Source organism: Emticicia oligotrophica DSM 17448 (genome assembly GCF_000263195.1).
GTDB classification, from domain to species: Bacteria; Bacteroidota; Bacteroidia; order Cytophagales; family Spirosomataceae; genus Emticicia; species Emticicia oligotrophica.
In genome coordinates this window covers 3,748,624-3,774,883 of record NC_018748.1, presented here as the reverse complement: position 1 = coordinate 3,774,883, position 26,260 = coordinate 3,748,624, and the positions used below count along the sequence as shown (strand labels likewise).

The window sequence follows — 26,260 nt, the reverse complement described above, 5'->3', positions numbered from 1 at the left end:
ATTCGCAAAAACTAATGATTACTTAATTTTTCTAAATTATTTCTAGTTCCTCGCGTTACGATTGGTTCAATCCCCTTTGCTTCAAGCATTTCAATTACAGCTTCCATTTCATACATTCTACGAATGGCGTGAGTTTTACTTCCTTCTACAAAGCGGTCGATTAATTCGTCATTTCCTCCAATAAGTGAACTAATTTGACCTCTAATGTAAGCTTCCATTCCAAAAGCCTCACCTGCTTCCATTGCCTCGCAAACAACAGCGGCGATTCCTTTATATACAATCGAGCGTAATAATTTTCGAGTGGCAGCATCGCCAATCAGACTATTTTCTAAGACTTTTAAATCAAGATTAAGATTTTTAATTTTATCCAAAAATTCAGTGGCATACTCACCAGATGCTAATAATGGCGTAAACATTCCTTTGGGTGGAACTGGAGCCATAATTGCTAAATCAATAAATTTAACTCCAGAGGGCTTTAAAACTTCAGCAATTTTTTGTTTTTTTTCAGGCCCAGAGGTATTCATTTCACAGAAAAACTGATGCGGATTCAAAGAGCTAACCAATTCTTCAGCAATTTGTATCGAAACCGATGAAAGATTTGCACTAAAAATAACATCTGCTCCAATAACGGCTTCAGCATTGCTTTTCTTTATTTCTATTAATTCATCTAATTTTCTAATTGGATTAGGGTCGAAACCTACTACTTTTATGCCTAATTTTACTAAATCATTGGCGAAATGACTTCCCGCTTCTCCAAGACCAAGAAGTGCAATTGTTAATTTTTCATTCTTCATTATTCGTTTTCAATTAACTTATTACCAACCATATTTTTCTCTCCAACCATAAATATCAATCGAAACCTTACCTTTCCTTAACTCCGAACGCGTACGTTCTTCTTTAGCCTCACGAGCCATTGCTTTTTCGATGCTTTCTTCAATTTTATTTTGAGGAACTACAACTACTCCATCACGGTCTCCAACAACTATATCGCCAGGATGAATCAATACTTCTCCAATGACAATTGGTTCATTGAGCGTCCCATCTCCATGATTTGATGTACCTCTGACACATAAACCCCTCGAAAAAACAGAAAAACCCATCGCCTCAATATCATCTGCATCTCTTACACAAGCATCAATAACTAACCCATTTATACCTTTTGTTTGAGCACCAAGGCTCATTAAATCTCCCCAATAACCAGCTTCATAAAAACCCGAACAATTGGCAATCAAAACATCTCCAGCTTGTGCATAAGCATAGGCACGGTGTAATAAAACATTATCACGAGGCATGGTTTGAATGGTATAGGCAGGGCCGCATACTTTCATATTTTTCGCAATTGGTTTAATCGCTGAAGGTAAATAGCCTTTGTTTCCAAGTGCTTCACAGATAGTAGCAGTTGAAAATTTCGAGAGTTCTTTATACATCCCTGAAAATAAATTATTGGTTGTTTTTTGTTATTTAAGTTAAATAAATACCATATAACTAAAATATTGTAGTTGTTACCCTTGGCAAATGGCTTTGAAAAGCCTCTGCATATTTAACATCTTTTTGACCCGAAATTCGTCTCGCATGATTTGCTCTTCTTCCGCCTAATTCGGTGTAATATTCAACAAGGTATTTTTGTGCACCCATACAATTCATTGCGGCAATTTTTTTGTCAAATACCGATGAAATATCAACAAAAGTATCAGGTTTAAAATCACAAATTTCAGGTTGGTGTGGCTCAAAAGAATACCACATCGGTGGAGCTATATTTTTGAATGCACTTGCCACTCCCGCCCCACAAGAAAGTAATCTTGCTCGTTCGGTGGCTTGATAAGCCAATGGATGGTCAGGGTTAAAAGGGTCTTTTGCCGTGTGTGTTAGAATAACCGTTGGTTCAAAATCTCCGATAATTTGAGTTAGCTGAGCGATTCTTTCATCTGAAATCAACATTGGGTAATCTCCCCAATCTAAAAACTGAATAGCCGTTCCAAAAATATCAGCAGCTTTTTGAGCTTGTACATGGCGAATAACCTTTACACTCTCTTCAGTTCTATTTGGATTTTCTTTCCAAAGCTCCCCAGATTCTCCTCTTTCACCATAAGAAAGGCAAACTACTAAGGTTTCGGCTCCTTGATCTACACTTTTAGCGATAGTGCCACCACTTCGCCAAACAAAGTCTGCTGAATGTGCAGAAATTACAAGTAATTTATTCATTTATTTAATATTTGTAATAAAATATTCTACGTTAAAAAGAGTTTCGCTTCAATATAAAATATGTATTAAAAATTGAGCACCTTTACAAAAGTTCATCAGGCATTGGTGTACCACGAGTATGAAAACTTTCAACAGTTTTTAGTCCCCACGCTTGTCCTTTCATTCGTTCTTCTCGATTCCATACAATGGTTTCATAATCTGGGTCAAGAATTAATCTTGCGGTCGGATTAGCAATTTCAATTCTATTACCACCCGGCTCATAAAGATATAAAAAGAATGTCTGCTGAATAGCATGTTTATGAGGGCCTGTTTCGATAAAAACGCCATTTTCTAGTGCAATATCTGCGGCAAGAAGTACTTCTTCTCTACTATTTACAGCATAAGTTAAATGATGGAAACGACCGTTTAAACCAGAATGGTCTTCAGTAATAGCCAAATCATAGGATTTATTATTTACCGATACCCAAACGCCTTTAGGACCATCTTCAAACTCAATTCTTTCGGTATTTCTTCCACCTAAAACGCCAAATTGAAAATTAGCAAAAGCTCTGATATCTCTGGCTAAAAGATTCAAATGGTCAATTCTTCTGACATTCATACCACGACCAGGAAATTTACTACTCGTATTTTTCAAAGCAGATTGCGTTTCTCTTGTAGGCTTATACTTATTAGAATCGAAATAAAGTTCACAAATATGCCCATCAGGATAACGAAACTTGTATGCTTCACCATAACCACATTCATGGTCTTCCCAACCAATACCAAATCCGGTAGCTTCAATGGCTTTCGCACGGGCTCCCAATGACTCTTGGCTTCTTGCACGCCACGCAAAATGTCCAATACCCGAATGACGATGAACCGTGAGCTTTAAAGTATGGTGCTCGTAATCGTCATAGGCTCGTAGATAGGCAGAGTTTCCACTAACTTCGGTGATATACATGCCTAGAATTTCATGAAAGAAACGTATACTTTCATCTAGTTTTGGCGTAAGTAGCTCAACATGAGCCAAATGGGCAATTTCCCAAGTGAGGTTTTCCATTCAATCGGTATTTTATGTTTTACAAAATTCAGTTGTTTTTGGTGATTTATCAGGAAACTATTTTTACTTTTATAGATACAAATTGAACATCACTCAATGAAACAAGAGAAAAGTATTTTAAACTTTGAAGGGCTATATGGTGATGATTATGGAAGATATTCTTCAGAATATATCTTCTTGGAATTGATTGCCACACGTAGTCAACTTTTTAATTGGACAATCAAACCGCACATTCATTCGCAACTTTTTCAGCTATTTATTGTAAGAAAAGGCTCACTTTTGTTTCAAGAAGCGACGCAAGAACATCAACTTCAAGCACCATGTATTACACTTATACCTCCAACCAAATTACATGGCTTGGTTTATAACCCAGATGTAGAAGGGTATATACTTACCTTATCTGAAAGCATTATTGATGAAATTTTTAAAACATCAAGTGTAGTTTGGAAAACACTGGAAGATATCAGAATATTGAATCACTTTGAAGATAAAACTTTCGATAAAATTCAAAAAAATTTAGCCAATATTGAGTTTGAATTATTTGGAGAAAATCCTGAACGCTATCTAATGCTTAGGGCTTACTTGACGGAATTATTCATAAGCTTACATCGATTAACCAAGCAAGAAGAAGCACAACAAAATGATTCGATGACAATGGCACATTTTAGAAAGTTTCAGCTATTAATTAAACAAGCTAACTACCCAAAAAGTATTCCCGAATTTGCCGATGAACTTAATATTTCATCAGTTCATTTAAATCGTATATGCAATGCCGTTTCAGGTAAATCGGCCATAGAATTAGTACATCAAAATATCATTAATGAAGCACAAAAATACCTATTGCACACTTCTTATTCGGTTTCTGAAATTGCATATATGCTAAAGTTTGAGTATCCTAACTACTTTGCCAAACTCTTTAAAAAGCATACTGGAGTATCTCCTTTAGAATTTAGGAAGATGGATAGAAAGTAAATTGTTTAATTAATTATTTTTATCTTTGAGGCGAATTTTCCTCTTTTTTATCAAATTATTTTAATTAAATGTCAGAATTTCCTCCTTGCCCAAAGTGTAAATCAGAATATGTATATCCGAGTGATGGCTTACTGATTTGTCCAGAATGTTTTTATGAATGGAATCCAGAAGATGAAGCAGCGGAAGCAGTTGAAGATGGAACCTTCAAAGTTTTAGATTCAAATGGCAACGAACTCAAAGATGGTGATACAGTGGTAGTTATCAAGGACTTACCTGTAAAAGGAGCTCCAAAACCAGTAAAAGCTGGGACAAAAGTAAAGAATATCCGCTTAGTGGATTCCAATGATGGACACAATATTGACTGTAAAATTGATGGTTTCGGGGCAATGGGTCTAAAATCCGAATTCGTTAAAAAAGCTTGATTCAAAAGCCACGAAACTAATCAGAATCGTGGCTTTTTTTTATCTCTTTAATAATTTAAAACCAATATCACGCCCTTGTCCTTTAAACATAGCAAGATTTATCCAAAAGAAAGCAAATTGTTCCATCAACTGAAATTTATCATTTCCACCAATATCATAACATACTCCAAAACCAGCATCAAGGGCTAATTTTGTGGCAACCTCTTTGCCTTTTTCTGAATCTCCCGCTACGAATGCATCAATGGCATAGTCTCCGTAATGGGTATCTAACATATTATTGAATCCTGTTGTATTGAAGCATTTAACTACATCTTTGGTAGCTGTATTTGCTAAAATTGCATCGGTGGTATTAGAAAATCCTGCTGGGCCTCTACCCATGACGATGTTCATAGTATCAATAATCACTTTGCCTGTGGTATCCCCTAACGACTGAGCAACTTCAGCTGCCATCGGGGCAGGTGTTGCCAAAACGACAACTTCACATTGTTTTACGGCACTTTCAACGCTAGTAAAGCGGTCTTCTCCAATTTGAGTAGCCAATTTGATTGATTTTTCGCTCAAAGGAAACTTCGCTCCAACTAATACATTATGACCTGCTTTGATAAATTTTTGAGCTAATGCTCCACCCACATTCCCTGAACCAATAATTGCAATTTTCATATTTTTTGAGTTTTATGAGATTTTTTACCCGCTGATTTTTAATAAATATAACCGTTTTCTGATTCTAATTTAGTTGGTAAACTATTTTCTCCAAGCATTTCTTTTAAATCTCTTTCAATTGTATTACACATCGAAGTCATTGGAATATCTGTAATACGATTTTCGAAAGGGTCTTCGTTTACTTCGCCAACTTTTCCCATTACTCCAAATACAAAAGCCACCAAAATACTCAAAGGAATCATAAGGATTGGCATTCCCATTTTATTAAAATCTGAAATAAGTGAAAATGGTAAAATCACCATAAAAACCAAAAGAAAAAGTTTGGTAAAGAAATGATACTGACGCAAAAGTGGCGTATTTTTGATTCGCTCGCACGAACCTTGAAAGTTATTAAATCCGGCTAAAGTTGGTTCAAGACTGATATTATCGAATGCCCCCAAAATTTCACTTCTCATTCCTTCTTTAATCCTAATACCTTGATTTTGAAGCAAATAATTAGGTTTATTGGCCTTTTTACTTAATTCTTCAAACTCCCCAGCAGAAAGTAAATGCTTCAGTTCTTCCCAAGAATTTTGACGACGAAGGTGCAGACGCAAAGCATGGGCAAAAGCAATTTGACGATAAATTAATTCTTTTTTAAAGGCCTCTACTTGTTGTTTTGAAGCCTTGCCGATTATTACCGCATTATCGGCATTTGCGATAATCTGTCGGGCAAAGATTCTACTATTGTTGATAACTCCGCCCCAAATGGTTCTGGCCTCCCACCAACGACTATAAGCGTTATTATTGCGAAAAGCAAGAAAAATTGCCAAAGCACTACCTAAAATGGCTGCAATTGAAAATGGTAAGCTTACTTTTTCTAAGTGTTGATTGTGGTAAAGAAAATACACCGAAACCGAAATGACAGTTGAAACTACCAATTCGGTACGCATGTAGCGAGCCACGGCAAATGGGTTAAATATTTTTCGTAGAATCATGATTTTTAAAATTCATTTCGTATAAAAATGCCTAAATTATTGGTACTGGTAAACGTATTTTTTCCAGCTTGATTAAAATCCATCATCAGACCACTAGCCCAAGTATGGTATCTTGCTCCTAAACGGAAACGTTCGGTAAAATTCCAGATTTGATTTTTGGGATTGTAAACAGGAAACAATTCCGCTTGTATAAAACCTCTCCATTGGTTGTTGAATTTAGGTTGGTAGCGAAAAAGTCCGAACAAATCGAGGTTATTATTTTTCTTCAAATCAGAAACAAACCAGCCAAAAAACATAAAATCACCCTTTTGCTTAGAGTATTGCACGCCTACTTTGGGAGTAAAACCAGCATTAAGAAAAGCCCCTACTCCTACAATACCGATTCCATTTTTGAAATTATAGGAAATGGCATTGGTTGAACCGAACGCTGTTGGCGAATTTTTGTAATCTGTACTGGCTCTATTTCGACTAAAAAATAATAATGGTGTTCGCTGGTCTCTAGAGTTTTTAAAGTTCTTGAACCACATTAAATCAACCCCTGCACGTTTATCCCCTGCATAAAGCTCAACAGATTGTGCATTTAATCTTATATTTGTACTTAAACATAAAACCACCAACGATGACAGAAAATGATATTTCATACAAAATACGAGGCTGTATTTTTAGAATTTTTAATAATATTTGTCCAGGACTTCTAGAAAGTGCCTACGAAGCTGCTCTAATTTATGAACTTCGAAATTCTGCTTAACTGCTAATAACCAAGTTACACTACCTATGATTTATGAAGATGTAAAAGTTGACATTGCGTATCACTTAGACATCGATGTTGAAAATAAAGTCATTATCGAACTTAAATCGGTAAAAAATCTTCTGGTTTTGCTTCATAAACAATAGATTACCTATTTGAAACTTTCAGGAATAAAACTCGGTATTTGGGTTAACTTTAACACCGATAATATTTAAAAAAGTATTTTCAGAAAGGTAAATGGTTTATAAATCTACGGTTTTATTTTTTTACCCACTGATTTGTACAGATTTTTTACCGCTGATTTTCGCTGGATTTATTTACAATTCACTTGAAAGAAGTCCGATTTTATTTCCTTCGGTATCAATGATTATGGCAGCAAATCCAAACTTGCCGAGGTGCATTTCAGCAATAATTACTTTCCCACCAGCTTCTTCAACTTTACTTACAGCTTCGGTGAGTTTACCAAAAGCATTTAGATAAATAACTGGACCATCTGTGGTTGGCTTTAAGTCTGGGCGAACTACAATTGAACCCCCGACAGCTTCGCCAGTATTAAACGGAACATTGAAAAGGATTAAATCGCCATTACCAAAAGTGCCTTTGCGAACGTTTCCGCTAAGTACTTTAGAATAAAAGCCAAAGGCTCTTTCTAAATCAAGGGCAGGAATCTCAAACCAATTGATTGCGTTCATGGTAGTTTATTTGTTTAAAGTTTTTACAACTAATTCGGCAGCGGCAGCACCAGAATTTTGTTGCTGACCAGTAATTAAATTTCCATCTTGAATTGCATAAGAAGAAAATGGAGCAGCTACTTTAAAGGTTGTTCCAACTATTTTCTTTGCTTCGTTTTCAATCCGATAAGGTTGTATTTTCATACCAACTGCTTGGTCAGCAAATTCTTCTTCGGCGTCAGCAAAGCCAGTCCATGTTTTTCCTGATACCAATAACTCACCATTAGATTTTTTTGCTTCTAAGAGTAAAGTTGTTGAGTGACAAACGGCAGCACTTGGTTTACCCGCCTCATAGAAATTAGCAAATAATATTTCTAAATCCTTATTTCCTCTGAAAGTGTACATTGGGCCTTGTCCACCTACCAAAAAGATTGCATCATAATTGGTAGCATCCACCTCTGTAAGTTTCTTGGTATTTAGCAACATATCATTGAACCATTGTTGTTGCATATAACCCAAAGAAATCACATCATGAGCTGAATAACCACTTGCATCGGTCGGATTTGAATAACCATCCATTTCTAATTTTCCACCTTCTGTCGAAACCAACTCAACTTCATATCCTGCTTCTTGAAAAACTCTTAAAGGGTGTGTAAGTTCGGCGGCCCAAAAGCCAATAGGCCAACCAGTTTGTTTTGAAATACTTGGTGAACTAGCCACCATTAAAATTTTACCTTTTACAGGTGCTCCGTGGAAATGTACGTAGTTGTTTACTTCAGTTATCATTTGTTTGTGTTTTAGATTTGATGTTGCAAAGATGTATCGCTAAACCCTCAAACCCATGTGTACCACTTTTTTGTATGATACATACTAAAAAGTATGTATGGAATTTTAGAGTGTGAATCTATATATTTGGGAAATATATTTTTAACCACTGATTTACACTAAATTATATACATAAAAAGATACTTAAATGGGAGATTTTAAATACAATGGTAAGATTTACTATAATCCAGTAGAGTTTGCCATGGATAGAATCGGTGGCACATGGAAAATGCCAATTTTATGGCGTCTGAAAGACCGAGTGATGAGGTATAGTGAGCTACAAAAAGACATTCCACATATTTCGCAAAAAATGCTTACGACTCAACTGCGTGAATTGGAAGAAGATGGATTTGTGACGAGAAAAGTATATCCAGTAGTTCCACCAAAAACTGAGTATACAATTACCGACCGTGGACTTCGAGCTATTGAAGTTGTAAAAACTATCAGAGAATATGGATTAGAATTGATGAAAGAAATGAGAATAAATGACTAAGAATCTAAATTGATTTGTATTTTTAACTTTACAAATTCATCAAAAAACCATTCATGCAAAGATTAGAAAGCTTTTCCAAAACTTATGAAATAGGCTGGAATCATTTAGATGCCAATGCCCACGTAAAAAACTCCGCTTATGCCGAATTTGGCGATGATGTCCGCATTGCCTTTTGGCAAACATGTGGTGCAAGTCCCTTACTTATGCACGAATTGGGCGTAGGGCCAATCTTATTTGATAGCTACATCCAGTTTTACAAGGAATTACACTTAAGCGAAAGTATTATTGTGGATATTGCATTAGAAAATATCAGTGAAGATTTCCGCAAATGGAAAATCATTCAGCACATTTATAAACAAGAAGGATTAATTTTAGCGGCAAAAATTACACTTAATGGTTCATTTATGGATTTGAAAACCCGAAAAGTTTGTCCAGCCATTGGAGCAATGAGAGATTCGTTTTTAATTATGCCAACTAAACCAATTAAGGAATTTTAAAAGTACCTGAATGAAGTTTTGAATTTATTAAATGTTAAAGATATGAAAATCATTATTTCAACCTTAAGCCTTTTAATATTAACACATTTTGAAGCGTTTACCCAAACTTTCAACCCTAAATTTAAACTTTTACCTGCCGAAAAGATAAAATTCAACTCCTTTGTAGATTGTAATATGGCAGAAGCATGGGTGGGTGATACTTTTCGAATTTTTCCGGGAAAATACGGAGAAGACCCCGTTTGGGGAATCGGTGTAGATAATCGTTATGCAGATGGTAAAAATGCTGATGAAGTTTTCAAAAGTCCATCAGAAAAATTCTTTGAACCAATCATGCCCGAAAACGCTCCAGTTGGAAAACCGGGCTTACATGGTGCCGTTTGGTTTGAAACAGTTTTCCAAGACCCAAAAGATAAAACAGGTAAAACACTCTTTGGAATTTACCACAATGAAAATTACCCTCAAACCTTACCCTACAACCCCAAAACAGGCGAAGGATATAACAATAAAAAATGGCCACAAGGATTAAGAGGGCCTAAAAGTGCTGCCGCAGTTTGTAGAATTGGAATTATGAAATCGACAGATGGTGGGAAAAGCTGGAAAAATAAAGGAATCTTTATTGAAGACCTAGACCCAAGGATGATATTGAAGCCTTTTAATACCTCAAATACCTTTGGGGGTGGTGTTGGCGACCCATCGGCAGTTGCGAGCGGTGACTATCTTTATTTGTTTTATGGCGAATATGGCTATCCTGGCGTTTTTAATGAAAAGACCTATGACCCCAGCAAAGAATGGTCTGGGCAATGTATAAGTGTTGCCAGAATTGCCATTAAAGACCTTGATAAACCCGTAGGAAAAGCCAAACGTTGGGACGGCAAAGGTTTCAATGCACCTTACAACGGAATTGGTAAGCCAATTGCATCGCTCCAAATACCATTAGAAGAAGGTGGTGGGCCATCTTCCTCTCCCAAAGGTGGTTTTTATTGGGGTCCATCAGTCAGTTGGAATACTTATTTAGAATGTTGGGTGATGATGATGGCAAGAGTGGAAGGCAAATCTTGGGTTGGAGATAAAGTGTTTATTTCGTTCAATAAAAATAAAGACCTGGGTGCAGCCTTAAATAGTCAGGAATGGACCAAACCACAACTATTTTTCGAGAAACCAACATATACGCTTTGGTATCCTTCATTACAACCATTAAACACAGAAGAAGATATTAAGAATAAATATACTTGTCTGATTTTAGGTAAAAAAGCAAGGTTTTTCGTGAAAAGGATTAAACCTTTCGATGATGAATATGCCTCCGAACATATCGTTGAATTTGAAAAATAGAGAAGTTTATTTTTGGTAGTGCTGAAGTTCATTTATACAAGCTGTTGAAAATATTTAATTCAACAGCTTGTATTTTTTAACTATTTTTTCCCTCCTTTTTGTAAAAACTCTAATAAATCTGCCATTTCTTGCTTAGAAATTGCATTTTCAAAGCCTTCCATCATTAGAGATGTACCCATCGACCTAAAAGTTTTGATATCAGATTTGTTGATGGTGACTTTTTCGCCCCCAATTTTATGAATCGTCACCGATTTATCTGTTTCATTAGCAATAATTCCAGTATGGATGGCTCCACTTTTTGTTTCAAGATTATGATTAATATATTTAGGGTCAACCGCCGAGTTGGGGTCAAGAATTTCGTGGAGAATAGTCGCTTTACTTTTTCTACTAATTTCAGTTAAAACTGGACCGACTTCATTGCCAATATTGCCGTATTTGTGGCAATTAGCACAAGTATTACTGAATACTTTTTCACCCTTGAGAGCATCACCACTTAGACTCAATGCAGGTTTCATTTTATCCATTGCCGCTTGGCGATTACTCACACCCGAATCGCTGAATAATTTTTTAGCTCGGCGTTTGGTATCTTCATTGTCTGTCCACCAAAGTAAAGTTCTTCTTCGTTCAAGGTCAAAATTCATCTCGCCAATATTGATTGTGCCATTTTCAAGGCCAGTCAATAGTGCATCATGGTTACTTTCGATGTAAAGTAATAAATCGCTTGCAAAACGACGTGTTTGCGGGCTAAGGTCTTTCCACATGGCCACTACCTTTTTTCCTATCTCTTTGTCACGATAATTTGAAAGCTGACGTAAAGCGTTTTCTTGTAATTTCAGCGGTTGCGAATTTTTTAAACATTCATATAAGATGGTTGATTTTTGAGCATAAGGAACAAAGTCGAGCAATGCCAAATATTGAATTCTGAGCGAATCTAGTAGAGAAGCGTTTAAAACATTTTGTGCGGCCTCATTGCTATACTTCAAAAATTGCGGAGCAGGCGAAAGTTTAAGTTTTTGGCGAATTGCTGCCAACTCTTTCAATAAATCCAAATTAGCTGAATTTTCAAGTGAAATAAGCTGATTTTCAATTAGTTTTCCATCAATTTTTTCAATATTTTGAGTTAATTGTTTTACTACAAAAGCTTTCTCTTTGTCTGAAAGATTTGAGTTTTGAAGGGTTTTCAAAACAAGAATAAATTCATCAGTTCCGCCAAAAGTATTCAGTGCTAAAGATGCCAATAATTGAGCATTGGGTTGTTTTTCTTTAGCAATCAATGCAAAAAGTTCGGCTGATTTATTTTGAGCGGCCAAAGTAATCGCAGCAACATTCCATTCATCATTCGTTTGTTGTGCTGTTTTTGCTAACGCTTTCAGAATAAACACTTGTTTTTCCTTGTAAAATGGATGATTTTCAGGAAGTGTGCTTAAACTTAAAGCAGCTTGCATTCGAATTCGAGGCTCTGAATCAATCAACAAAGCCATTACTTTATTCAATACAGATTCACTTTTATTGATAAAGCCCTCTGAAATTTTCAAGACATTTTCTCTAATCGAAGCATTTTTATCATTTAAACCCAATTCTACTTCATTTGCTGTAATTTCCCCGGAATTACTTAAAATCCAAAAAGCATGCAAACGAGCAAAATCATTATCAGATTTCAATAGATTTCTCAGACCAACTAAAGATTCATTACTTAGCTGTTTTTCCATCAAAAGTCTTTGAGCGGTATTTCGTACCCATTGATTAGGATTTTCAAGTGCGTTTAATAATCCTTCAGTAGTTTTAAACTGCTGAAATTCGAAACTTTTACCTCCATTTTCTAAAGAAATTTTATAAATTCTACCTTGATTTTTTCCTGCGTTCAAATCTAACGTCTTTTCAATTTCATCAGGAATCCACTCGGGATGCTCAATTACTTTTCTGTGAATATCAATCACATACATACCTCCATCGGGGCCAACACTCATATTTACAGGTCGGAAAGCTCTATCGGTACTTGCTAAAAAATCTTTCTTTTCCAAAATTCGTGAAGCCGTAAAAGAAGCACCTTTAGCCTTAATTTTATCAACGTGAATTAAGTTTAATACTACATCGGCTACCCAAACCGTATTATTATATTTTTCGCCTAAAGCACCTCCACCATAATACGTAATGCCACAAGAACCCGAAAAATAGCCCGACTGCTCAGGATGATTCACACGGTCTTCTTGCTCACCAATTGGATATATTCTTGCTAAGCCATTTTCTTCATGGTCAGATATATTTTGTAAAGTATTTTCACTTAAAATTCTTCTTCCTTTAAGGTATCGGTCGGGAAAAACCAAATGCGAAATATGTGTCAAATTATGGGTTTCATAAAAACGTCCAAACTCATCCATTCCTAAGCCAAATCCACCGGAAGAAGCACCCAAACGTTCCATTTGGTGGGTTTCGAGGTTGAATCTTAAATCTTGTCCTCGTAAATCTATGGCAGTAGTCTTGTCGCCCCACCAATAAGGTTTTCCGTCATTTCCCCCATTCGCTGCATAAATCCAATTATCAATTCCATAGGTAAGTCCATTATAATTATGCTGAAGATTTTCTTTGGTAAAACCACCCATCAAGGTATCAATTTTATCAACTCGATAATCTTGATTATCATCATGAAGTTGGAGTAAATAAGGCGGTGATGCTACTAAAACCCCTTTTTTATATGGCATGAATGAATCTGCTAAACCCAAGTTTTCTGCAAAAACCATTGAGCTATCATAAACGCCATCGGCATTTTTATCTTTCAAAATTAATAAACGACTCTGCTTATCTTCCATCGGATAACCCGGCATCTCAAGTACCATGGCATCGCCATTTTCGTTGAATTCTAAATCAACGGGGTCAACAATTAGCGGTTCTGATGCAACTTTTTCGAGCTTAAATCCTTCTTCAAGCTCAAAACCTTCGAGATTTTTAGGTACTTTTTGACAAGAAAACAATAAGATTAAAAGAGCAAAAAAGGGAAAGAAAAGGATTTTTTTTGTCATAAAATGGATAAAGCTATTACAACAAAAATATAAAATAAATTATTAAAAATTGTATTATATTTCGAAAATTTAGAGAATAAATATGCTTTTATATAAAGAGCATAGTAATATCATTATTAGTTTTTAACATATAAATTAGTGAAAATATTAAAAAAAATCTCAAATTTTCAAGACTTAGCCTATTCATTTCATTTAATTGTCGCTTAAAGTAGAATAAATTCCTTAAAATACTAACTTTGATTCTCAATCCTTAAATTACATCCTATGAAAAACAAACTCTTATTATTAATTATTTTCAGTGCATTTGTAAATATTGGCGTTTTTGCAAAAACGTCAAATTTTATCGCTTCTAATCAATATACCCTTGTTGTAGAAGGTTACGACTGGGGACCAGCAGTAAGTAAAGTGATTTTAGAACTTGACGCTCCAACTACCAATGCCGATTTTAAAGACTATACTGTTTCAGTAGATAGAAGCTCAGATTGTGTAACTATTCCAGAAAATCAAAAAAATGGTTCACGTACTGTTGTCTTTGCTTATGTTTCTGACCCTCAAGGAAATCGTGTCAAAGAAGGCTCAAATATCACTTTAGTATTGAGTGTAGCTCCAAATTTACCGATTGGTTCTCCATTTCAATATTCAACTGGTGGTAAATGTAGAGGCAATCAATGGGTTACTTACCAAGTAACTGTTACAGATACCAAAACCAATAAAGTTTGGAATAAAGAAAAATCACGTATTCGCCCATTGGTTGATGATTTTGATTTGACAGGAAAATACGAATATGAAGCAGGAAAAACGATGTCTTATGCGGCATTTACACCTAAGAAAAAAGCCAGCAAAGCTCCACTTATCATTTGGTTACACGGTGGTGGTGAAGGTGGATACGACCCAACAATTACGCTATTAGGAAACAAAGCTGCCAATTATGCTTCACCTGAAATCCAAGCTTATTTTGGCGGTGCTTATGTCCTATCTCCACAATGCCCTGGAGCTTGGATGCACGATAAAGATGGGAAAACACAACCTGGCTCTGGTGAAGATGTTTATAATATTGGTTTAATGGCTTTAATCAAAGAATTTGTCAATAAACACCCAGATATTGACACAAAAAGAATTTATCTGGGCGGTTGTTCAAATGGTGGATATATGTCATTGAAGCTACTTTTAAAAGAGCCCAATTATTTTGCGGCTGCCTATATCAGTGCTTTGGCGTATCAATCACAATATATTACTGACCAACAGATTAATAGCATTAAGCACATTCCGATTTGGTTTTTACATTCAAAAGAAGACAATACCACAAAGCCAGATTTGACAGTTGTGCCTGTTTACGAACGATTGAAAAAAGCGGGTGCTAAAAACCTTCATTTTAGCTATTACGACCACGTGACAGATATTACAGGTTTCTTTGGAGGAGAAAATTATTACTATAATGGCCATTGGTCATGGATTTATTCACATGCCAATACTGCCAAATTAGATTATGATGGAAAGCCCGTACTTTTGAATGGTCGCCCCGTTACAATTATGGAATGGATGGCAGCCCAAGCAAAGAAATAAGTTTTCAATAAAAATGGTGAGGAAATGCCTCACCATTTTTTATATCCTTTATTGTTAGTATTCTTATTAAACTTCTCATGTTTGTTCCCTTTTTCAGAAATAGCTACCGATTGCTGCTCTTTTCTCTTTGGACTCGACAATAATCTTTCTGCTAAATCCGGACGATTGAGCTTAGTCAACCTATTGCGAATCCAAGATTTAAACTCTGGTTTATACCAAAAGAAATACCTATTCTGAGCCTGTTTTTCCTCACGAGTTTTGGCAGTTTTGATAGGTTGTAATGTATAAGGATGCACTCCTGTATAATAAATTACCTCTGCCACAGTCATCGGTGTTGGTGTAAAGTCTTGTACTTGTTCTAATTGGAAACCCAAGTCTTTAGTTTCGGCAGCAAGATTGGCCATATCAGCCTCTTCACAACCAGGGTGAGATGAAATAAAATAAGGAATTAGCGGCTGCTTTAAATTATGCTTATCTTGAATTTTATCGTATTTTTCCTTGAATTTCCTAAAATACTTAAACGATGGCTTACGCATAACACGAAGTGTATCATCAGAAGTATGTTCAGGTGCCACTTTCAGACGCCCAGAAACATGGCGAGTAACCAATTGCTCCATGTATTCATCATGGTTGCCATCTTGGTTATTCTTGTTGAAATCATCAACCAATAAGTCATATCTAATTCCCGAACCAACGAAAGCTTTCTTGATTTTTGGGTGAGCATCTACTTTTTTGTAAATTTCAGTTATCGGTTTATGTGAAGTATCGAGGTTTGAACAAATCACAGGGTGAATACAACTCGGTGCTTGACAACGGTTACAGATGGATTCATCTTTACCTTTCATTCTATACATATTGGCTGATGGCCCACCTAAATCTGAAATATAACCTTTGAATTCAGGGTGATTGACCAATTCTTCCACTTCTCTCATGATAGATTCCTGACTTCGTGAGGCAATAAACTTACCTTGATGTGCAGAAATTGTACAGAAACTACACCCACCAAAACAGCCACGATGCATGTTTATCGAGAACTTAATCATTTCGTAAGCAGGAATTGGCCCACGATTTTTATATTTGGGGTGCGGTAATCGTGTATAAGGCAAATCAAAAGATTGGTCAATTTCTTTTTCATCCATTGTTTTGAATGGAGGATTAATAACCAAAGTCTTTTTTCCTATTTTCTGAGTAATTCGATTCGCTTGCCATTTATTCGACTCTACTTCCACAACCTTAAAGTTTGAAGCATATTTAATTTTATCCCTCAAACATTCTTCATGACTAGCAATTTCTACAGTATTCCAATTTTTATGTTGGGGTAAATCATTATGAGCATGATGTAAGTACGCAATCTGATTAATATCTCGGATATCTTCAAATCGTTCGCCATTTCTTAAGCGAGTCAATAACTCACGTAAGGGTTGTTCGCCCATACCATAAACTAGCATATCGGCTTGCGAATCTTCCAAAATAGTTGGCATCAATTCATCTTTCCAATAATCATAATGCGTTACACGGCGGAGTGAAGCCTCGATTCCACCAATCAATACAGGTACATCAGGATAAATTTGCTTCAAAATTTTGCTGTAAACACTAGTAGCATAATCTGGACGAAACCCAGCTTCGCCACCCGGAGTGTAGGAGTCATTTGAGCGTAAACGCTTGTTGGCTGTATAATGATTCACCATCGAATCCATACAACCAGCCGTTACACCAAAGAAGTATTTGGGTTTCCCAAATTTTTTAAAATCACGCAAGTCATCTTGCCAATTTGGCTGTGCCACAATAGCAATTTTATAGCCTTCGCTTTCGATGATTCGCCCGATAACTGCTGTTCCAAAAGCAGGATGATCAACATAAGCATCACCCGAAATTAATACAACATCCAGCTCATTCCAGCCTCTTTTTTCTACCTCTTTTTTGGTAAGTGGTAACCAGTCGGTTATTGGTCTTTCTAACATAAAATAGTTTGTATTCTGTGGTTCGCCGTCAGTAGCTTTTACTGAATGTTCCCCACAAGCTATTTAGTTGCCTTTTCAAGCAAACTCTCGCAAAATTACGGAATATATTTCCTAATAACCATCAAGCAGCCTATTTGGTTTCAATAAATAACTCACAACAATCGAAATGATAGTGCGTTGTTTCTATCAAAAATCAATTATTAAATAAACCAATGAAAAAACTAAGTATTATAATTTTCTTGTTTTTAATTATTTCATCGTGTAAAAAAGAGTTTGCCCATTTTCAAAAATCAAATTATTCAACTAATGATTATTCCATAAAACCAATAATTTCCCAACCAGAATTATTGGTTTCAAATGAAATGGAAAGTATTTCGAGTAGAAACTTTACTAAAGAAACTGTCATTGAAAACCCTCAAATACCTTTTATTAAAGAAGAAATTAACAAAAATAGAGTAAAAAACGTAAAATATCGAAGCAAAGTTCTTATAGTAAAACCAAGTTTTGATTCTAAAAAATATAGTCAAAATAGTACATTCAAAAGCTTGAAGGCTAAACCTGTTCCGCTTAATTCTGCCATTTACACAGGTTTTATTTTCTTAGCGATTGCCATCAGTTTGAGTTTACTTTCACTTCAAACCTTATCCATTTTATTTGGCATTGCATCAATTTTTATGCTTTACATAGGTTTTAAAAGATATTTCAGAAGAAGAAAATGGAGAGAAATTTTCAGATAATATTACAAAACGCCACAAATTGTTGAATTTCGAGGAATCTTTTCCCCGTTTTTATCTGATTTTTTAGACGATAAACTAAAAAAAATTAATGGTATTATTCTTTTGTAGTGATGTTATCTCAGTTAGGAGATTAAGTTTTTTTACTAACCAAATCATATAATACCATGAAAAAATTAGTTTTAATATTGACCTTCATTCCTTTTATATATGGATGCAATCGTTCAAGTGATACAAACGCCGAAATCATGAAAGCCAAGCAAGCGGCTATTGACTCCGTAAACCAAGCAAACTTGATTAGTCAGCAACAAAAAGAAATCGACTCTTTGAAATTGGCAGCCAAAGACAAAGAAATAAAATCAGAGAAAAATAATTTAGCTGCTACTAAATCACACAATAGTACTGCTCCAGCACCATCGCCTTCAGCTCCTGTTCCTGTTAGTACTTCAAAAAAGAAAAAATTAAGTAATACCGCCAAAGGAGCGATGATTGGTGCAGGCGTAGGAGCCATCACTGGAGCAGTTGTTTCTAAGAAAAAAGGTCAAGGTGCTATTATTGGTGGTGTTGTTGGAGCCGGTGCTGGTGCTGGCGTAGGTGCAGTAATTGACCACAAACAAAGATAAACTGGTTTACCGCTATTAGCTGTTGGCTAGTAGCGGTTAGCTGTTCGCTAAACTTGGATAACCAAAGTATGGAGCCACCTAGTGTGGTTCCATTTTTTATTCCCTATTTTTTAAGATAAAGGCTAAATTTCGTTCGTAGGATTTTTTTATGGATACAAGTTTTTTATCATCCTTCCCTATTTCTTCCATTCGCTTGATAGCCATTTCATAATAATCAGATAAGTGCTCTCGTAAACTATTTCGATGCTCAGCCTTTTTAAACGGACATTCACTTCGAACTTTTTCATAATCTTCTTGCAAGAATGATAGCTCCATATCTTCAACCTCTGCCAAAAGCACTTTCAATTTACTTGAATCAGTAACAAACGTGAGAATATTTGTTATTGTCTTTATGAGATGCCTTACAACTATATAATCTTCTTTTCCCCAATGATAGATTTGGTCAAATGCTAAATCGACTAATTGTTCGAAATTAAATTCTCGGATAAAAATATTTTTCCTTTCTAATAAGATTGCCTCCTTTGAAATTGTATTGCTTAAAGCTGCTTTTTGAATAATATTTCCGAGATAATCAATACAGTTAAGAGCCGTAGTTGGGTCATTTACCGCAGGAGAAATAGCCTTGATAGCAATATCTACCAACTGACGGATACCAAAAGGAATATCTTGCTCATAGCTACGAAACTTGCTGATGATGAACTGTGCGGCAATTAACTGTTTGTTTTGCTCGAAGAAAACCCTATCCTCCTCATTGTCAATCAAAACTTCTAGCAATGGCATTCCAGCTAAAACAAAACTTCCGACATGTGGTTTCACTACAATTTTCGAACGATTACCCTCAGGAATTACATCAAACAATTTTTTATACTTGATAGAATCCAAATACCCACTTTCTTGATTAATAATCAATACTTTATCTGAAGGATTTTGTTGAAAACCATTAGTTTCGTAAAGTTGTTCGATTTCGTTGATTGTACGTTTTGCGATATTTTGAGTGATACTTGAAGCATTGATATTATCAACCACATGATGAATAAACAAGGGAAAAACCAGCAATATCAAGTAAAAAGCCCCCACAATACCAAATTTCGGATAAATTAATGCGGCATCAGAAAGACCAAAATATTGCAAGCCCATCAGATACCCCACACAAGCAATAAAAGACCAAAGAAAAAAACGACTAAAATGGTCGTATTCAAAAAATGAGCGAATAATTCGAGGAGAAAACTGAACTGAAGCAAGTTGTAAAGCAACAAAAACAAACGAAAAAGTAGTTACAACTAAAGTTGCCACAATACTTGCCAAAGTAGATAAAAAGCCATCGAGTAGTACTCCAGCCTCACCCGGACGTAGATAATGCAGAATAAGTGTCAGAAGTGCCACAATCACATAAGCTACGAGTGTTAAGTACCGCCAATCTTGCTTGACACGCTCATGGAGTAAAAGAATTTTCTGTTTCAATTTCTAAAATTTTCAATTTTGATTCCTAAAAATAGAGCTTTTCTCTCTTCAAAACAGGTGTTTTTACGCATAAAATATTTTGGAATTACCCTTAATTTTGTAGTTTACAATTTCAATGATTAATTCCTTCCCATTATGGAAACACTATACTTGACACGCAATTTAAAAATTGAGCCCAATGAGATAATGTACCTTGAAAGTGAGAGCAATTATACATTAATTTACACAACTAACAAATCAAAAACTATAACTTCTCAAACACTTCATGTGGTTCATTCGTCTATCAACTATGATAATTTCTTGAGAATCAGCAGAAAACACATTATAAATATCGAACACATCTCTACCATTTATTTAGAAAAAAACAGACTTACCTTCAAATTATCTAATGGCGAAAAATTTATTGCTTCTCGAAGACGTACGAAAGACTGTTTAGACAGAGTAAAATTTATTTCATTTACGTAAACAGACAAAACCTTAATAAATGATTCAAATGAATGGTGTTGCTTGTTTTTACTATATTTTTTATATTTTTCAAATCAAACAATAGTATCTTTGCTTGAAAAATAAAAGAATCTAATCAAAAGATGAAGCAATATCACGATTTACTAAATCATATTCTTGAAAATGGTACCGTAAAAACTGACCGTACGGGTACAGGAACTATCAGTGTGTTTGGTTACCAAATGCGTTTTAATCTTCAAGAAGGCTTTCCACTTGTTACAACCAAAAAAGTACACACAAAATCTATTATTCATGAGCTTTTATGGTTTATCAAGGGCGAAACAAATATTGCTTATTTAAAAGAAAATGGCGTTTCGATTTGGGATGAATGGGCCAGCGAAAATGGAGATTTAGGGCCAGTATATGGTAAACAATGGCGTAGCTGGGCAGCACCTAATGGCCAGACAATCGACCAACTAAAAGATGTTTTGAACCAGCTAAAAAAATCACCTGATTCTCGAAGAATTATCGTTTCTGCTTGGAATGTAGGTGAACTTTCTCAAATGGCATTGATGCCTTGTCATGCTCTCTTTCAGTTTTATGTTGCTGACAATAAATTATCTTGTCAATTATATCAGCGTAGTGCCGATGTGTTTTTGGGTGTTCCATTCAATATTGCTTCTTATGCCCTTCTTACCATGATGGTAGCCCAAGAATGTGGCCTTGAAGCCCATGAGTTTATCTGGACTGGTGGCGATACCCACATTTATTCAAATCATATCGAACAAGTAAAATTACAGCTCTCTCGTGAGCCAAGAAAATTACCCAAAATGACCTTAAATCCTGAGGTAAAAAGTATTTTTGACTTCAAGTTTGAAGACTTTACACTCAGCGAATATGACCCATATCCAGCCATTAAAGCTCCAGTAGCAGTTTAAAACAAGAATAGCCGTTGCAATGCAACGGCTATTTTAATTATACAAAGGTTTTTAGTGCTGACGATTTTGTTTGAGGTTTCGTTGGCTCATCTTCATAATTATTTGTCACTTGCCAACGCAATTCCACGAAAAGTTTGCGTATTGATAGCAAATTCTTTTGTCAACTTCTCAGTTCCTAATTCTACAACGAAAGTATATTCGCCATCAGAAAGGTTTGACAAATTAAATGCTTTCACGTAAGCAGCATCATTGGCAGCATACTCAACGAAGTACACGTTATTTTCTTTATCTACTAAAGAGATTTTTGTTTTTTGTTTCAATGGGTTTTCAAAAGCTAGTTTGAAACGTAGGCTACCCATATCTTGAACTGCTAATGCATTTTTCTCAGTAGAGGCCACTTTTCCTGTTGCTTTTGTTTGTGCCATACCTTCAGTAGTGGCTGTAGCTAAAGTCAATACGATTGCTAATGCTTTAATGATATTTTTAGTGTTCTTATTCATTGTCTTAATTGTTTAATGATGAAAATAAAATTGAGCGAGACTTAGGTTATTTTTTGGCTAATGAAATACCACGTAGTGTTTTTGTACTAATGACGAAGTCTTTTTTCGACAATTCGCTACCAGCTTGTACTACAAATGAATACTCGCCGTCAAGCAAATTCGAAAGGTTAAATGCCTTTACATACTGAGCATTTCCATTAGTATATTCGCTAAATAAGATGTTCTCGTCTTTGTCAACTAAAGAAATTTTAGTTTTCTGTTTCAGTGGGTTTTCAAAAGCTAATTTGAAGCGAAGGCTACCCATGTCCTGTACGCTTAGGTTTGATACTTTAGCTGTTGAGCTTACTTTTCCAGATGCAGCTTTTGCTTGTGCAAAACCTTCAGTAGCTGTTACCGAGGCAAGTGCCAATACGATTGCTAATGTTTTCATAATTTTCTTTGTTTTTGTTTCCATTGGAGTAAATTCTTTAAAAGTTAAAACTAAAAAAAGTCATATCAATTATTCGTCTCCTTCGAAAACCTTTGTGATGCAAATGTATGTAAGCATCTGAACATAAGTCAATTAATAAATCATTAATTTCTGAAAGTTGTTTTAAAATTATAGCATAATATTAGAATATTACAACGTTTTTCGGAATACTTCAAGAGAAAGTTCAAATAATCCTATTAACTGAATAGACTAAATAGAAGCAAAAATTTCACTTTTTTGAGTTGCTTTTCAATTCTTCCTTATAATAATACAAAAACCCATTTTTTTTCTCTTTTGAGTGTATTTTGCCAAATAATATTTTTTAAAGATTTAGTAGAACGTTTTTTGTTAGTTTTAGCCTAAGTATCAGTAATTATTCAAATGCCCATGTACCATTTATGTATTTTTTTTGGTAAAACTTTAGAAAAAATGTTTCCTTAGTACACTATTTTAGTGTGCTCTACCCTATTTGCTTTCATACTTAAAACTGTCACGATGTTAAAAATTGAGAATTTTTCAAAAAAATATAATAATCATACAATCATTGCCATTGAAGAATTAAGCATCCCCGAAGGCATTCATTGGTTTAAAGGTGTAAATGGTTCGGGAAAATCTACCTTCTTTAGGTCAGTGGCTGGAATCATTCCTTTCGATGGTAAAATCTTATGGAAAAATCTTGATATCAGAAAAGATTCTGTGAATTACAGAATGAAAGTAAATATGAGCGAAGCCGACCCCGCATATCCAGATTACCTCACTGGCTATGATTTATTAAGTTTTATTGCTCAAGCCAAACAAGCGGCCCCTAGTCAACTTAATCAATTGGCAGAAAAAATTGGGGTTGATATTTATTGGAAATCTCCGATTGGTACCTACTCAAGTGGAATGCTAAAGAAAATTTCTTTATTATCAGCGTTTTTAGGACACCCCAGTTTAATAATGCTCGATGAACCTTTGATTACCATTGATAAAAATTCAGTAGCAATAATATATGATTTGGTAAAAGAATATGCTTTAAACCAAGGAGTAAGCTTTTTACTTTCATCACATCAGGATTTTCTCACGGGTGGTTATGAAGCCAAGCTGAGTATTAAGAATATTTATTTAGTACAAGACCAAACCATTACTCAGCAAGTATGAAAAGCATCATTCGAATACTCAATCTCGCTATTACAAAGGAATATTACCGTCAAAATGTAATATTTATTTTTGCAATCATGATGTTTAGTTTTGGTTTTCTGAGAGCCAATGAGCACATTACAATCATAAAATTGGTTTTGAAACTACCTTCATTGCTTCTATTAACATTCCTTGTTTGGGCTCTACATACTGTAAAAATTACCCTTTTTACTTTACGAATGTTTGAATCAAAAAACAACGAATTTTTATATCACATCAGCCTTTTTCCAAAACTAAAACGTTGGACAGCCTTTGCTGCTCTACAATTTAATTTGGTTCAACTAACTTTCTTATATTCTTTGTGGATGCTAAAAATTGCCCTTGAAGAAAAACAATTTGGGGCTTTTTTCTTGATTATTGCCTATCATATCATTTTTATTGTAGCAGGAATAGCGGCATACGAGTATCGACTTCAAAGACCTAATGCCACTCAAGTAATCAAACAACCAATTCAAAATCTTTTAGGGAAATTTACTACGCCTCATTTCCTATTTTATATTAGATATTTATTTGCTAAACAACCTGTATTATTACTTTTAGGCAAATTATTTAGTTGTTTTATGCTGGCAGGTGTTTGTAATTTATATCCCACTGATGCTTACGATGAGCGACTACTTGCTTTGGGTGGACTCTTTTCTGCGGCAGGACACAGTATTTTTACACAAGAATTTATCTATTTTGAACACCAATTTTTATCTTTCAGCAGAAACCTTCCTATCAAAACATTTCAACGTTTTTTAAATTATAGCATTACTTATTCAATTATTCTTATTCCTGAATTAATCGTACTTCTTAGAAATCTACCACAGGGAATAAGCGTTATTTTTATTTTTTCTCTGATGACATTCATCTTATCAATGATTCTACTGAATCATCAAACGCAATACATCAATAAAATTAATAATGATACTTATTTACAGAGATTATTTTTTGTTGGAATCTTATTCTTACTATTGATTATGTTCAAAATTCCAGTAATTTTGATGGCTTCTGTCAATATTTTGTTGGCGGGATTTGTGCTAAATAAACATTTTTATGAAAGTCAAATGCTAGACTGAACCCAATGAAACCCAAATATCTATTTTTTATTTTAATCTTTCTTTCATCATTCGCTACACTCGCCCAAACTCAATTTAAGTTTTCGGGTGAAATTCAAAATCCGACCGAACGAAAGGTTTTAATAACACTTTACCGTGACTGGGTTGGAGAGGAAGAAGAATATGAAATAGAGCTCAATGAAAAGAATCAATTTTCTTTTAGTTCTTCTATCAAACATATCGCATATATCGACTTTTACTACGCAGACCAAGGTTTTCATTATTGGATTATCGAGCCAACAGATGATATTACAATCAAGTTTTCGCCAAAAAACTTTTGGACATCAATCAAGGTTTGGGGCAATGGTTCTGAAAATTGGAATTATTATATCAAACAAAGAGAAAAATTTGAAGTAAAACGAGACTTTGAGATGGAAGCAGAGCGGCAGAGCCAGACAGCACAACAACAATACTTCAATTTTTTAGATAACGAACAATTAACGCAATTAGAATATTTAGAAAAAACACCCAATTTATCTAAAATCTTCATTCAATCTCGCAAAGCAGATATCATAGGGGCCATTCAAAATTATAAAATCAATTACTTATCGAGTAAAAAATATGGTTCTTGGCTTGAGGAAAAAGTAAAAACTACCCTCAAATTGGAGGCACTTGCTGATTCTGTTCAGGCAAATTCGCTCGAATACGGCAATATGTTTCAAAATTTGATGGATTTATTTATTGCGAAATCTAGCAATCGAAAACATAAAGAGTTGACCGAAAATGAAGAACTCAACCTTATTAAATCCTCTTACGACAAAGACTATTTTTCATTCAAACTAATTGAAAGAGTTTTGGCATTCAAGCTAAATAACATGATTGACGCTGAAAATATTAGTCCGAAAGTTCAAACATTAGTTGAAGACTTCTTAGCAACAGCAAACGATAGAGATTATAAAAACTATTTGTCAAATAAAGTAAATTTTTCAAAAACGCTCTCAAAAGGTTCGCCGGCTAAACCTTTCAAATTAAAAGATATTGATGGTAAAGATGTATCATTAAAAGATTTTCAAGGAAAAATAGTTTACCTCGATTTTTGGGCAAGTTGGTGTGGTCCGTGTATTTATGACATGAAATTTATGGAGCCAATCAAAGAAAAATTTAAAGCTGAAGTTGTTTTTATTCAAATCTCTTTAGATAGTGAGGTAGAGTGGAAAGACGCCGTAAAAATGTATCATATAAAAGGCATCAATCTAAGAGTTGATGAAAACAGTAGTATCACTAAAAACTATGGTATTAGTGGTATACCAGCCTATTTTTTAATAGATAGAAAAGGAAATTTTGCCGTTTCACAAGTAGCAGACCCAAGCCACGAAGAAGGGCAAGAATTAATCAAACAAATTGAGGAAGTTTTACAAAGAAACTGAGCTACCACTCAATAAACTATGCAAAAACTTGGCAAAGTTGCTTAAAATCGCCACTACCACAATATTTATTGG

General features: G+C 34.9%; 29 protein-coding genes. 15 read left to right on the top strand and 14 right to left on the bottom strand.

All coding sequences use genetic code 11. The annotated features are described in order from the left end of the window. Window positions 1-11: 11 nt before the first annotated feature. The 4 genes from EMTOL_RS15580 to EMTOL_RS15565 all read right to left on the bottom strand — a co-directional run bounded on the left by EMTOL_RS15580 (window position 12) and on the right by EMTOL_RS15565 (window position 3,241). A complete protein-coding gene (locus EMTOL_RS15580; protein ID WP_015030267.1) occupies window positions 12-794 on the bottom strand; it encodes an NAD(P)-dependent oxidoreductase in 783 nt (260 codons plus the stop codon). A gap of 21 nt (window positions 795-815) precedes the next feature. Beyond that, window positions 816-1,427, bottom strand: a complete 612-nt coding sequence (locus tag EMTOL_RS15575; RefSeq protein WP_015030266.1) for a 4-carboxy-4-hydroxy-2-oxoadipate aldolase/oxaloacetate decarboxylase — start codon at window positions 1,425-1,427, stop codon at window positions 816-818. 58 nt (window positions 1,428-1,485) lie between these two features. After that, window positions 1,486-2,202 carry a PIG-L deacetylase family protein gene (locus tag EMTOL_RS15570; protein ID WP_015030265.1) on the bottom strand — a complete coding sequence of 239 codons (717 nt, stop codon included), beginning with the start codon at window positions 2,200-2,202 and terminating at the stop codon, window positions 1,486-1,488. An 82-nt stretch (window positions 2,203-2,284) separates the two neighbouring features. After that, window positions 2,285-3,241, bottom strand: coding sequence for a VOC family protein (locus EMTOL_RS15565; RefSeq protein WP_015030264.1), 957 nt, complete (start codon window positions 3,239-3,241; stop codon window positions 2,285-2,287). A 96-nt stretch (window positions 3,242-3,337) separates the two neighbouring features. Between EMTOL_RS15565 and EMTOL_RS15560 the strand changes: the two genes are divergently transcribed. Beyond that, on the top strand, window positions 3,338-4,213 hold the full coding sequence (locus tag EMTOL_RS15560) for a helix-turn-helix domain-containing protein (protein ID WP_015030263.1): 876 nt from the start codon (window positions 3,338-3,340) through the stop codon (window positions 4,211-4,213). Between the two features lie 68 nt (window positions 4,214-4,281). After that, window positions 4,282-4,635, top strand: coding sequence for a zinc ribbon domain-containing protein YjdM (locus EMTOL_RS15555; protein WP_015030262.1), 354 nt, complete (start codon window positions 4,282-4,284; stop codon window positions 4,633-4,635). A gap of 39 nt (window positions 4,636-4,674) precedes the next feature. On the opposite strand, the gene EMTOL_RS15550 is transcribed toward EMTOL_RS15555, so the two are convergent. From EMTOL_RS15550 to EMTOL_RS15540, 3 genes are read right to left on the bottom strand one after another with little or no spacing between them, the layout of a single operon-like run. After that, a complete protein-coding gene (locus EMTOL_RS15550) occupies window positions 4,675-5,295 on the bottom strand; it encodes an NADPH-dependent F420 reductase (RefSeq protein ID WP_015030261.1) in 621 nt (206 codons plus the stop codon). Between the two features lie 38 nt (window positions 5,296-5,333). Further along, window positions 5,334-6,272 (bottom strand): bestrophin family protein, encoded by a 939-nt coding sequence (locus tag EMTOL_RS15545; protein WP_015030260.1) that lies wholly within the window; start codon window positions 6,270-6,272, stop codon window positions 5,334-5,336. Between the two features lie 5 nt (window positions 6,273-6,277). Next, a complete protein-coding gene (locus tag EMTOL_RS15540) occupies window positions 6,278-6,913 on the bottom strand; it encodes a hypothetical protein (RefSeq protein ID WP_015030259.1) in 636 nt (211 codons plus the stop codon). Between EMTOL_RS15540 and EMTOL_RS22660 the strand changes: the two genes are divergently transcribed. Further along, window positions 6,892-7,020, top strand: a complete 129-nt coding sequence (locus EMTOL_RS22660; protein ID WP_305952116.1) for a GxxExxY protein — start codon at window positions 6,892-6,894, stop codon at window positions 7,018-7,020. The two genes, EMTOL_RS15540 and EMTOL_RS22660, sit on opposite strands and share 22 nt — an antisense overlap. 26 nt (window positions 7,021-7,046) lie before the next feature. Beyond that, window positions 7,047-7,166, top strand: coding sequence for a GxxExxY protein (locus tag EMTOL_RS22505; protein ID WP_255364411.1), 120 nt, complete (start codon window positions 7,047-7,049; stop codon window positions 7,164-7,166). A 171-nt stretch (window positions 7,167-7,337) separates the two neighbouring features. On the opposite strand, the gene EMTOL_RS15530 is transcribed toward EMTOL_RS22505, so the two are convergent. Together EMTOL_RS15530 and EMTOL_RS15525 are read right to left on the bottom strand one after the other, a co-directional pair. Beyond that, a complete protein-coding gene (locus EMTOL_RS15530; RefSeq protein ID WP_015030258.1) occupies window positions 7,338-7,712 on the bottom strand; it encodes a VOC family protein in 375 nt (124 codons plus the stop codon). A 6-nt stretch (window positions 7,713-7,718) separates the two neighbouring features. Beyond that, window positions 7,719-8,477, bottom strand: coding sequence for a type 1 glutamine amidotransferase domain-containing protein (locus EMTOL_RS15525; RefSeq protein WP_015030257.1), 759 nt, complete (start codon window positions 8,475-8,477; stop codon window positions 7,719-7,721). Between the two features lie 187 nt (window positions 8,478-8,664). Between EMTOL_RS15525 and EMTOL_RS15520 the strand changes: the two genes are divergently transcribed. Genes EMTOL_RS15520 through EMTOL_RS15510 form a run of 3 tightly spaced genes read left to right on the top strand, consistent with a single transcriptional unit; the run spans window position 8,665 to window position 10,835 of the window. After that, the gene (locus EMTOL_RS15520; RefSeq protein ID WP_015030256.1) at window positions 8,665-9,009 is read left to right on the top strand and encodes a winged helix-turn-helix transcriptional regulator; all 345 of its coding nucleotides are present in this window, start codon (window positions 8,665-8,667) and stop codon (window positions 9,007-9,009) included. 53 nt (window positions 9,010-9,062) lie between these two features. Beyond that, a complete protein-coding gene (locus EMTOL_RS15515; protein WP_015030255.1) occupies window positions 9,063-9,506 on the top strand; it encodes an acyl-CoA thioesterase in 444 nt (147 codons plus the stop codon). A gap of 42 nt (window positions 9,507-9,548) precedes the next feature. Next, on the top strand, window positions 9,549-10,835 hold the full coding sequence (locus EMTOL_RS15510; protein ID WP_015030254.1) for a hypothetical protein: 1,287 nt from the start codon (window positions 9,549-9,551) through the stop codon (window positions 10,833-10,835). A gap of 80 nt (window positions 10,836-10,915) precedes the next feature. Here EMTOL_RS15510 and EMTOL_RS15505 read toward each other — a convergent pair whose 3' ends face one another. Continuing rightward, complete coding sequence (locus tag EMTOL_RS15505) at window positions 10,916-13,852, bottom strand: PVC-type heme-binding CxxCH protein (RefSeq protein WP_015030253.1); 2,937 nt, start codon at window positions 13,850-13,852, stop codon at window positions 10,916-10,918. 264 nt (window positions 13,853-14,116) lie between these two features. Between EMTOL_RS15505 and EMTOL_RS15500 the strand changes: the two genes are divergently transcribed. Then, complete coding sequence (locus EMTOL_RS15500) at window positions 14,117-15,415, top strand: prolyl oligopeptidase family serine peptidase (protein WP_015030252.1); 1,299 nt, start codon at window positions 14,117-14,119, stop codon at window positions 15,413-15,415. Between the two features lie 29 nt (window positions 15,416-15,444). Here EMTOL_RS15500 and EMTOL_RS15495 read toward each other — a convergent pair whose 3' ends face one another. Further along, complete coding sequence (locus EMTOL_RS15495; protein ID WP_015030251.1) at window positions 15,445-17,376, bottom strand: YgiQ family radical SAM protein; 1,932 nt, start codon at window positions 17,374-17,376, stop codon at window positions 15,445-15,447. 212 nt (window positions 17,377-17,588) lie between these two features. On the opposite strand from EMTOL_RS15495, the gene EMTOL_RS15490 reads away from it, so the two are divergent. Then, window positions 17,589-18,113, top strand: coding sequence for a hypothetical protein (locus EMTOL_RS15490; RefSeq protein WP_015030250.1), 525 nt, complete (start codon window positions 17,589-17,591; stop codon window positions 18,111-18,113). A gap of 164 nt (window positions 18,114-18,277) precedes the next feature. Next, entirely contained in the window at window positions 18,278-18,733 is a 456-nt protein-coding gene (locus EMTOL_RS15485) for a YMGG-like glycine zipper-containing protein (RefSeq protein ID WP_015030249.1), read from the top strand. 96 nt (window positions 18,734-18,829) lie between these two features. Here the strand turns inward: EMTOL_RS15485 and EMTOL_RS15480 are convergent, their stop codons facing one another. Next, on the bottom strand, window positions 18,830-20,194 hold the full coding sequence (locus tag EMTOL_RS15480) for a DUF2254 domain-containing protein (RefSeq protein ID WP_015030248.1): 1,365 nt from the start codon (window positions 20,192-20,194) through the stop codon (window positions 18,830-18,832). Between the two features lie 135 nt (window positions 20,195-20,329). Between EMTOL_RS15480 and EMTOL_RS15475 the strand changes: the two genes are divergently transcribed. Continuing rightward, on the top strand, window positions 20,330-20,659 hold the full coding sequence (locus EMTOL_RS15475) for a LytR/AlgR family response regulator transcription factor (RefSeq protein WP_015030247.1): 330 nt from the start codon (window positions 20,330-20,332) through the stop codon (window positions 20,657-20,659). 122 nt (window positions 20,660-20,781) lie between these two features. Next, entirely contained in the window at window positions 20,782-21,576 is a 795-nt protein-coding gene (locus tag EMTOL_RS15470; RefSeq protein WP_015030246.1) for a thymidylate synthase, read from the top strand. A 98-nt stretch (window positions 21,577-21,674) separates the two neighbouring features. Here the strand turns inward: EMTOL_RS15470 and EMTOL_RS15465 are convergent, their stop codons facing one another. Both EMTOL_RS15465 and EMTOL_RS15460 read right to left on the bottom strand, forming a co-directional pair. Continuing rightward, window positions 21,675-22,076: a hypothetical protein gene (locus tag EMTOL_RS15465; RefSeq protein ID WP_015030245.1), complete on the bottom strand. Its 402-nt coding sequence runs from the start codon at window positions 22,074-22,076 to the stop codon at window positions 21,675-21,677. A gap of 46 nt (window positions 22,077-22,122) precedes the next feature. Continuing rightward, window positions 22,123-22,506 (bottom strand): hypothetical protein, encoded by a 384-nt coding sequence (locus EMTOL_RS15460; RefSeq protein ID WP_229235479.1) that lies wholly within the window; start codon window positions 22,504-22,506, stop codon window positions 22,123-22,125. 534 nt (window positions 22,507-23,040) lie between these two features. On the opposite strand from EMTOL_RS15460, the gene EMTOL_RS15455 reads away from it, so the two are divergent. From EMTOL_RS15455 to EMTOL_RS15445, 3 genes are read left to right on the top strand one after another with little or no spacing between them, the layout of a single operon-like run. Beyond that, window positions 23,041-23,685 carry an ABC transporter ATP-binding protein gene (locus tag EMTOL_RS15455; protein WP_015030243.1) on the top strand — a complete coding sequence of 215 codons (645 nt, stop codon included), beginning with the start codon at window positions 23,041-23,043 and terminating at the stop codon, window positions 23,683-23,685. Beyond that, entirely contained in the window at window positions 23,682-24,782 is a 1,101-nt protein-coding gene (locus EMTOL_RS15450; RefSeq protein ID WP_015030242.1) for a hypothetical protein, read from the top strand. Before EMTOL_RS15455 ends, EMTOL_RS15450 begins: the two co-directional genes overlap by 4 nt. A gap of 5 nt (window positions 24,783-24,787) precedes the next feature. Beyond that, complete coding sequence (locus tag EMTOL_RS15445) at window positions 24,788-26,188, top strand: TlpA family protein disulfide reductase (RefSeq protein ID WP_015030241.1); 1,401 nt, start codon at window positions 24,788-24,790, stop codon at window positions 26,186-26,188. Window positions 26,189-26,260 lie beyond the last annotated feature (72 nt).

Excerpts from the sequence above, each read along its gene's own strand:
- EMTOL_RS15580 (WP_015030267.1), bottom strand. The coding sequence starts at position 794 with ATGAAGAATGAAAAATTAACAATTGCACTTCTTGGTCTTGGAGAAGCG.
- EMTOL_RS15575 (WP_015030266.1), bottom strand. The coding sequence starts at position 1,427 with ATGTATAAAGAACTCTCGAAATTTTCAACTGCTACTATCTGTGAAGCA.
- EMTOL_RS15570 (WP_015030265.1), bottom strand. The coding sequence starts at position 2,202 with ATGAATAAATTACTTGTAATTTCTGCACATTCAGCAGACTTTGTTTGG.
- EMTOL_RS15565 (WP_015030264.1), bottom strand. The coding sequence starts at position 3,241 with ATGGAAAACCTCACTTGGGAAATTGCCCATTTGGCTCATGTTGAGCTA.
- EMTOL_RS15560 (WP_015030263.1), top strand. The coding sequence starts at position 3,338 with ATGAAACAAGAGAAAAGTATTTTAAACTTTGAAGGGCTATATGGTGAT.
- EMTOL_RS15555 (WP_015030262.1), top strand. The coding sequence starts at position 4,282 with ATGTCAGAATTTCCTCCTTGCCCAAAGTGTAAATCAGAATATGTATAT.
- EMTOL_RS15550 (WP_015030261.1), bottom strand. The coding sequence starts at position 5,295 with ATGAAAATTGCAATTATTGGTTCAGGGAATGTGGGTGGAGCATTAGCT.
- EMTOL_RS15545 (WP_015030260.1), bottom strand. The coding sequence starts at position 6,272 with ATGATTCTACGAAAAATATTTAACCCATTTGCCGTGGCTCGCTACATG.
- EMTOL_RS22660 (WP_305952116.1), top strand. The coding sequence starts at position 6,892 with ATGACAGAAAATGATATTTCATACAAAATACGAGGCTGTATTTTTAGA.
- EMTOL_RS15540 (WP_015030259.1), bottom strand. The coding sequence starts at position 6,913 with ATGAAATATCATTTTCTGTCATCGTTGGTGGTTTTATGTTTAAGTACA.
- EMTOL_RS22505 (WP_255364411.1), top strand. The coding sequence starts at position 7,047 with ATGATTTATGAAGATGTAAAAGTTGACATTGCGTATCACTTAGACATC.
- EMTOL_RS15530 (WP_015030258.1), bottom strand. The coding sequence starts at position 7,712 with ATGAACGCAATCAATTGGTTTGAGATTCCTGCCCTTGATTTAGAAAGA.
- EMTOL_RS15525 (WP_015030257.1), bottom strand. The coding sequence starts at position 8,477 with ATGATAACTGAAGTAAACAACTACGTACATTTCCACGGAGCACCTGTA.
- EMTOL_RS15520 (WP_015030256.1), top strand. The coding sequence starts at position 8,665 with ATGGGAGATTTTAAATACAATGGTAAGATTTACTATAATCCAGTAGAG.
- EMTOL_RS15515 (WP_015030255.1), top strand. The coding sequence starts at position 9,063 with ATGCAAAGATTAGAAAGCTTTTCCAAAACTTATGAAATAGGCTGGAAT.
- EMTOL_RS15510 (WP_015030254.1), top strand. The coding sequence starts at position 9,549 with ATGAAAATCATTATTTCAACCTTAAGCCTTTTAATATTAACACATTTT.
- EMTOL_RS15505 (WP_015030253.1), bottom strand. The coding sequence starts at position 13,852 with ATGACAAAAAAAATCCTTTTCTTTCCCTTTTTTGCTCTTTTAATCTTA.
- EMTOL_RS15500 (WP_015030252.1), top strand. The coding sequence starts at position 14,117 with ATGAAAAACAAACTCTTATTATTAATTATTTTCAGTGCATTTGTAAAT.
- EMTOL_RS15495 (WP_015030251.1), bottom strand. The coding sequence starts at position 17,376 with ATGTTAGAAAGACCAATAACCGACTGGTTACCACTTACCAAAAAAGAG.
- EMTOL_RS15490 (WP_015030250.1), top strand. The coding sequence starts at position 17,589 with ATGAAAAAACTAAGTATTATAATTTTCTTGTTTTTAATTATTTCATCG.
- EMTOL_RS15485 (WP_015030249.1), top strand. The coding sequence starts at position 18,278 with ATGAAAAAATTAGTTTTAATATTGACCTTCATTCCTTTTATATATGGA.
- EMTOL_RS15475 (WP_015030247.1), top strand. The coding sequence starts at position 20,330 with ATGGAAACACTATACTTGACACGCAATTTAAAAATTGAGCCCAATGAG.
- EMTOL_RS15470 (WP_015030246.1), top strand. The coding sequence starts at position 20,782 with ATGAAGCAATATCACGATTTACTAAATCATATTCTTGAAAATGGTACC.
- EMTOL_RS15465 (WP_015030245.1), bottom strand. The coding sequence starts at position 22,076 with ATGAATAAGAACACTAAAAATATCATTAAAGCATTAGCAATCGTATTG.
- EMTOL_RS15460 (WP_229235479.1), bottom strand. The coding sequence starts at position 22,506 with ATGAAAACATTAGCAATCGTATTGGCACTTGCCTCGGTAACAGCTACT.
- EMTOL_RS15455 (WP_015030243.1), top strand. The coding sequence starts at position 23,041 with ATGTTAAAAATTGAGAATTTTTCAAAAAAATATAATAATCATACAATC.
- EMTOL_RS15450 (WP_015030242.1), top strand. The coding sequence starts at position 23,682 with ATGAAAAGCATCATTCGAATACTCAATCTCGCTATTACAAAGGAATAT.
- EMTOL_RS15445 (WP_015030241.1), top strand. The coding sequence starts at position 24,788 with ATGAAACCCAAATATCTATTTTTTATTTTAATCTTTCTTTCATCATTC.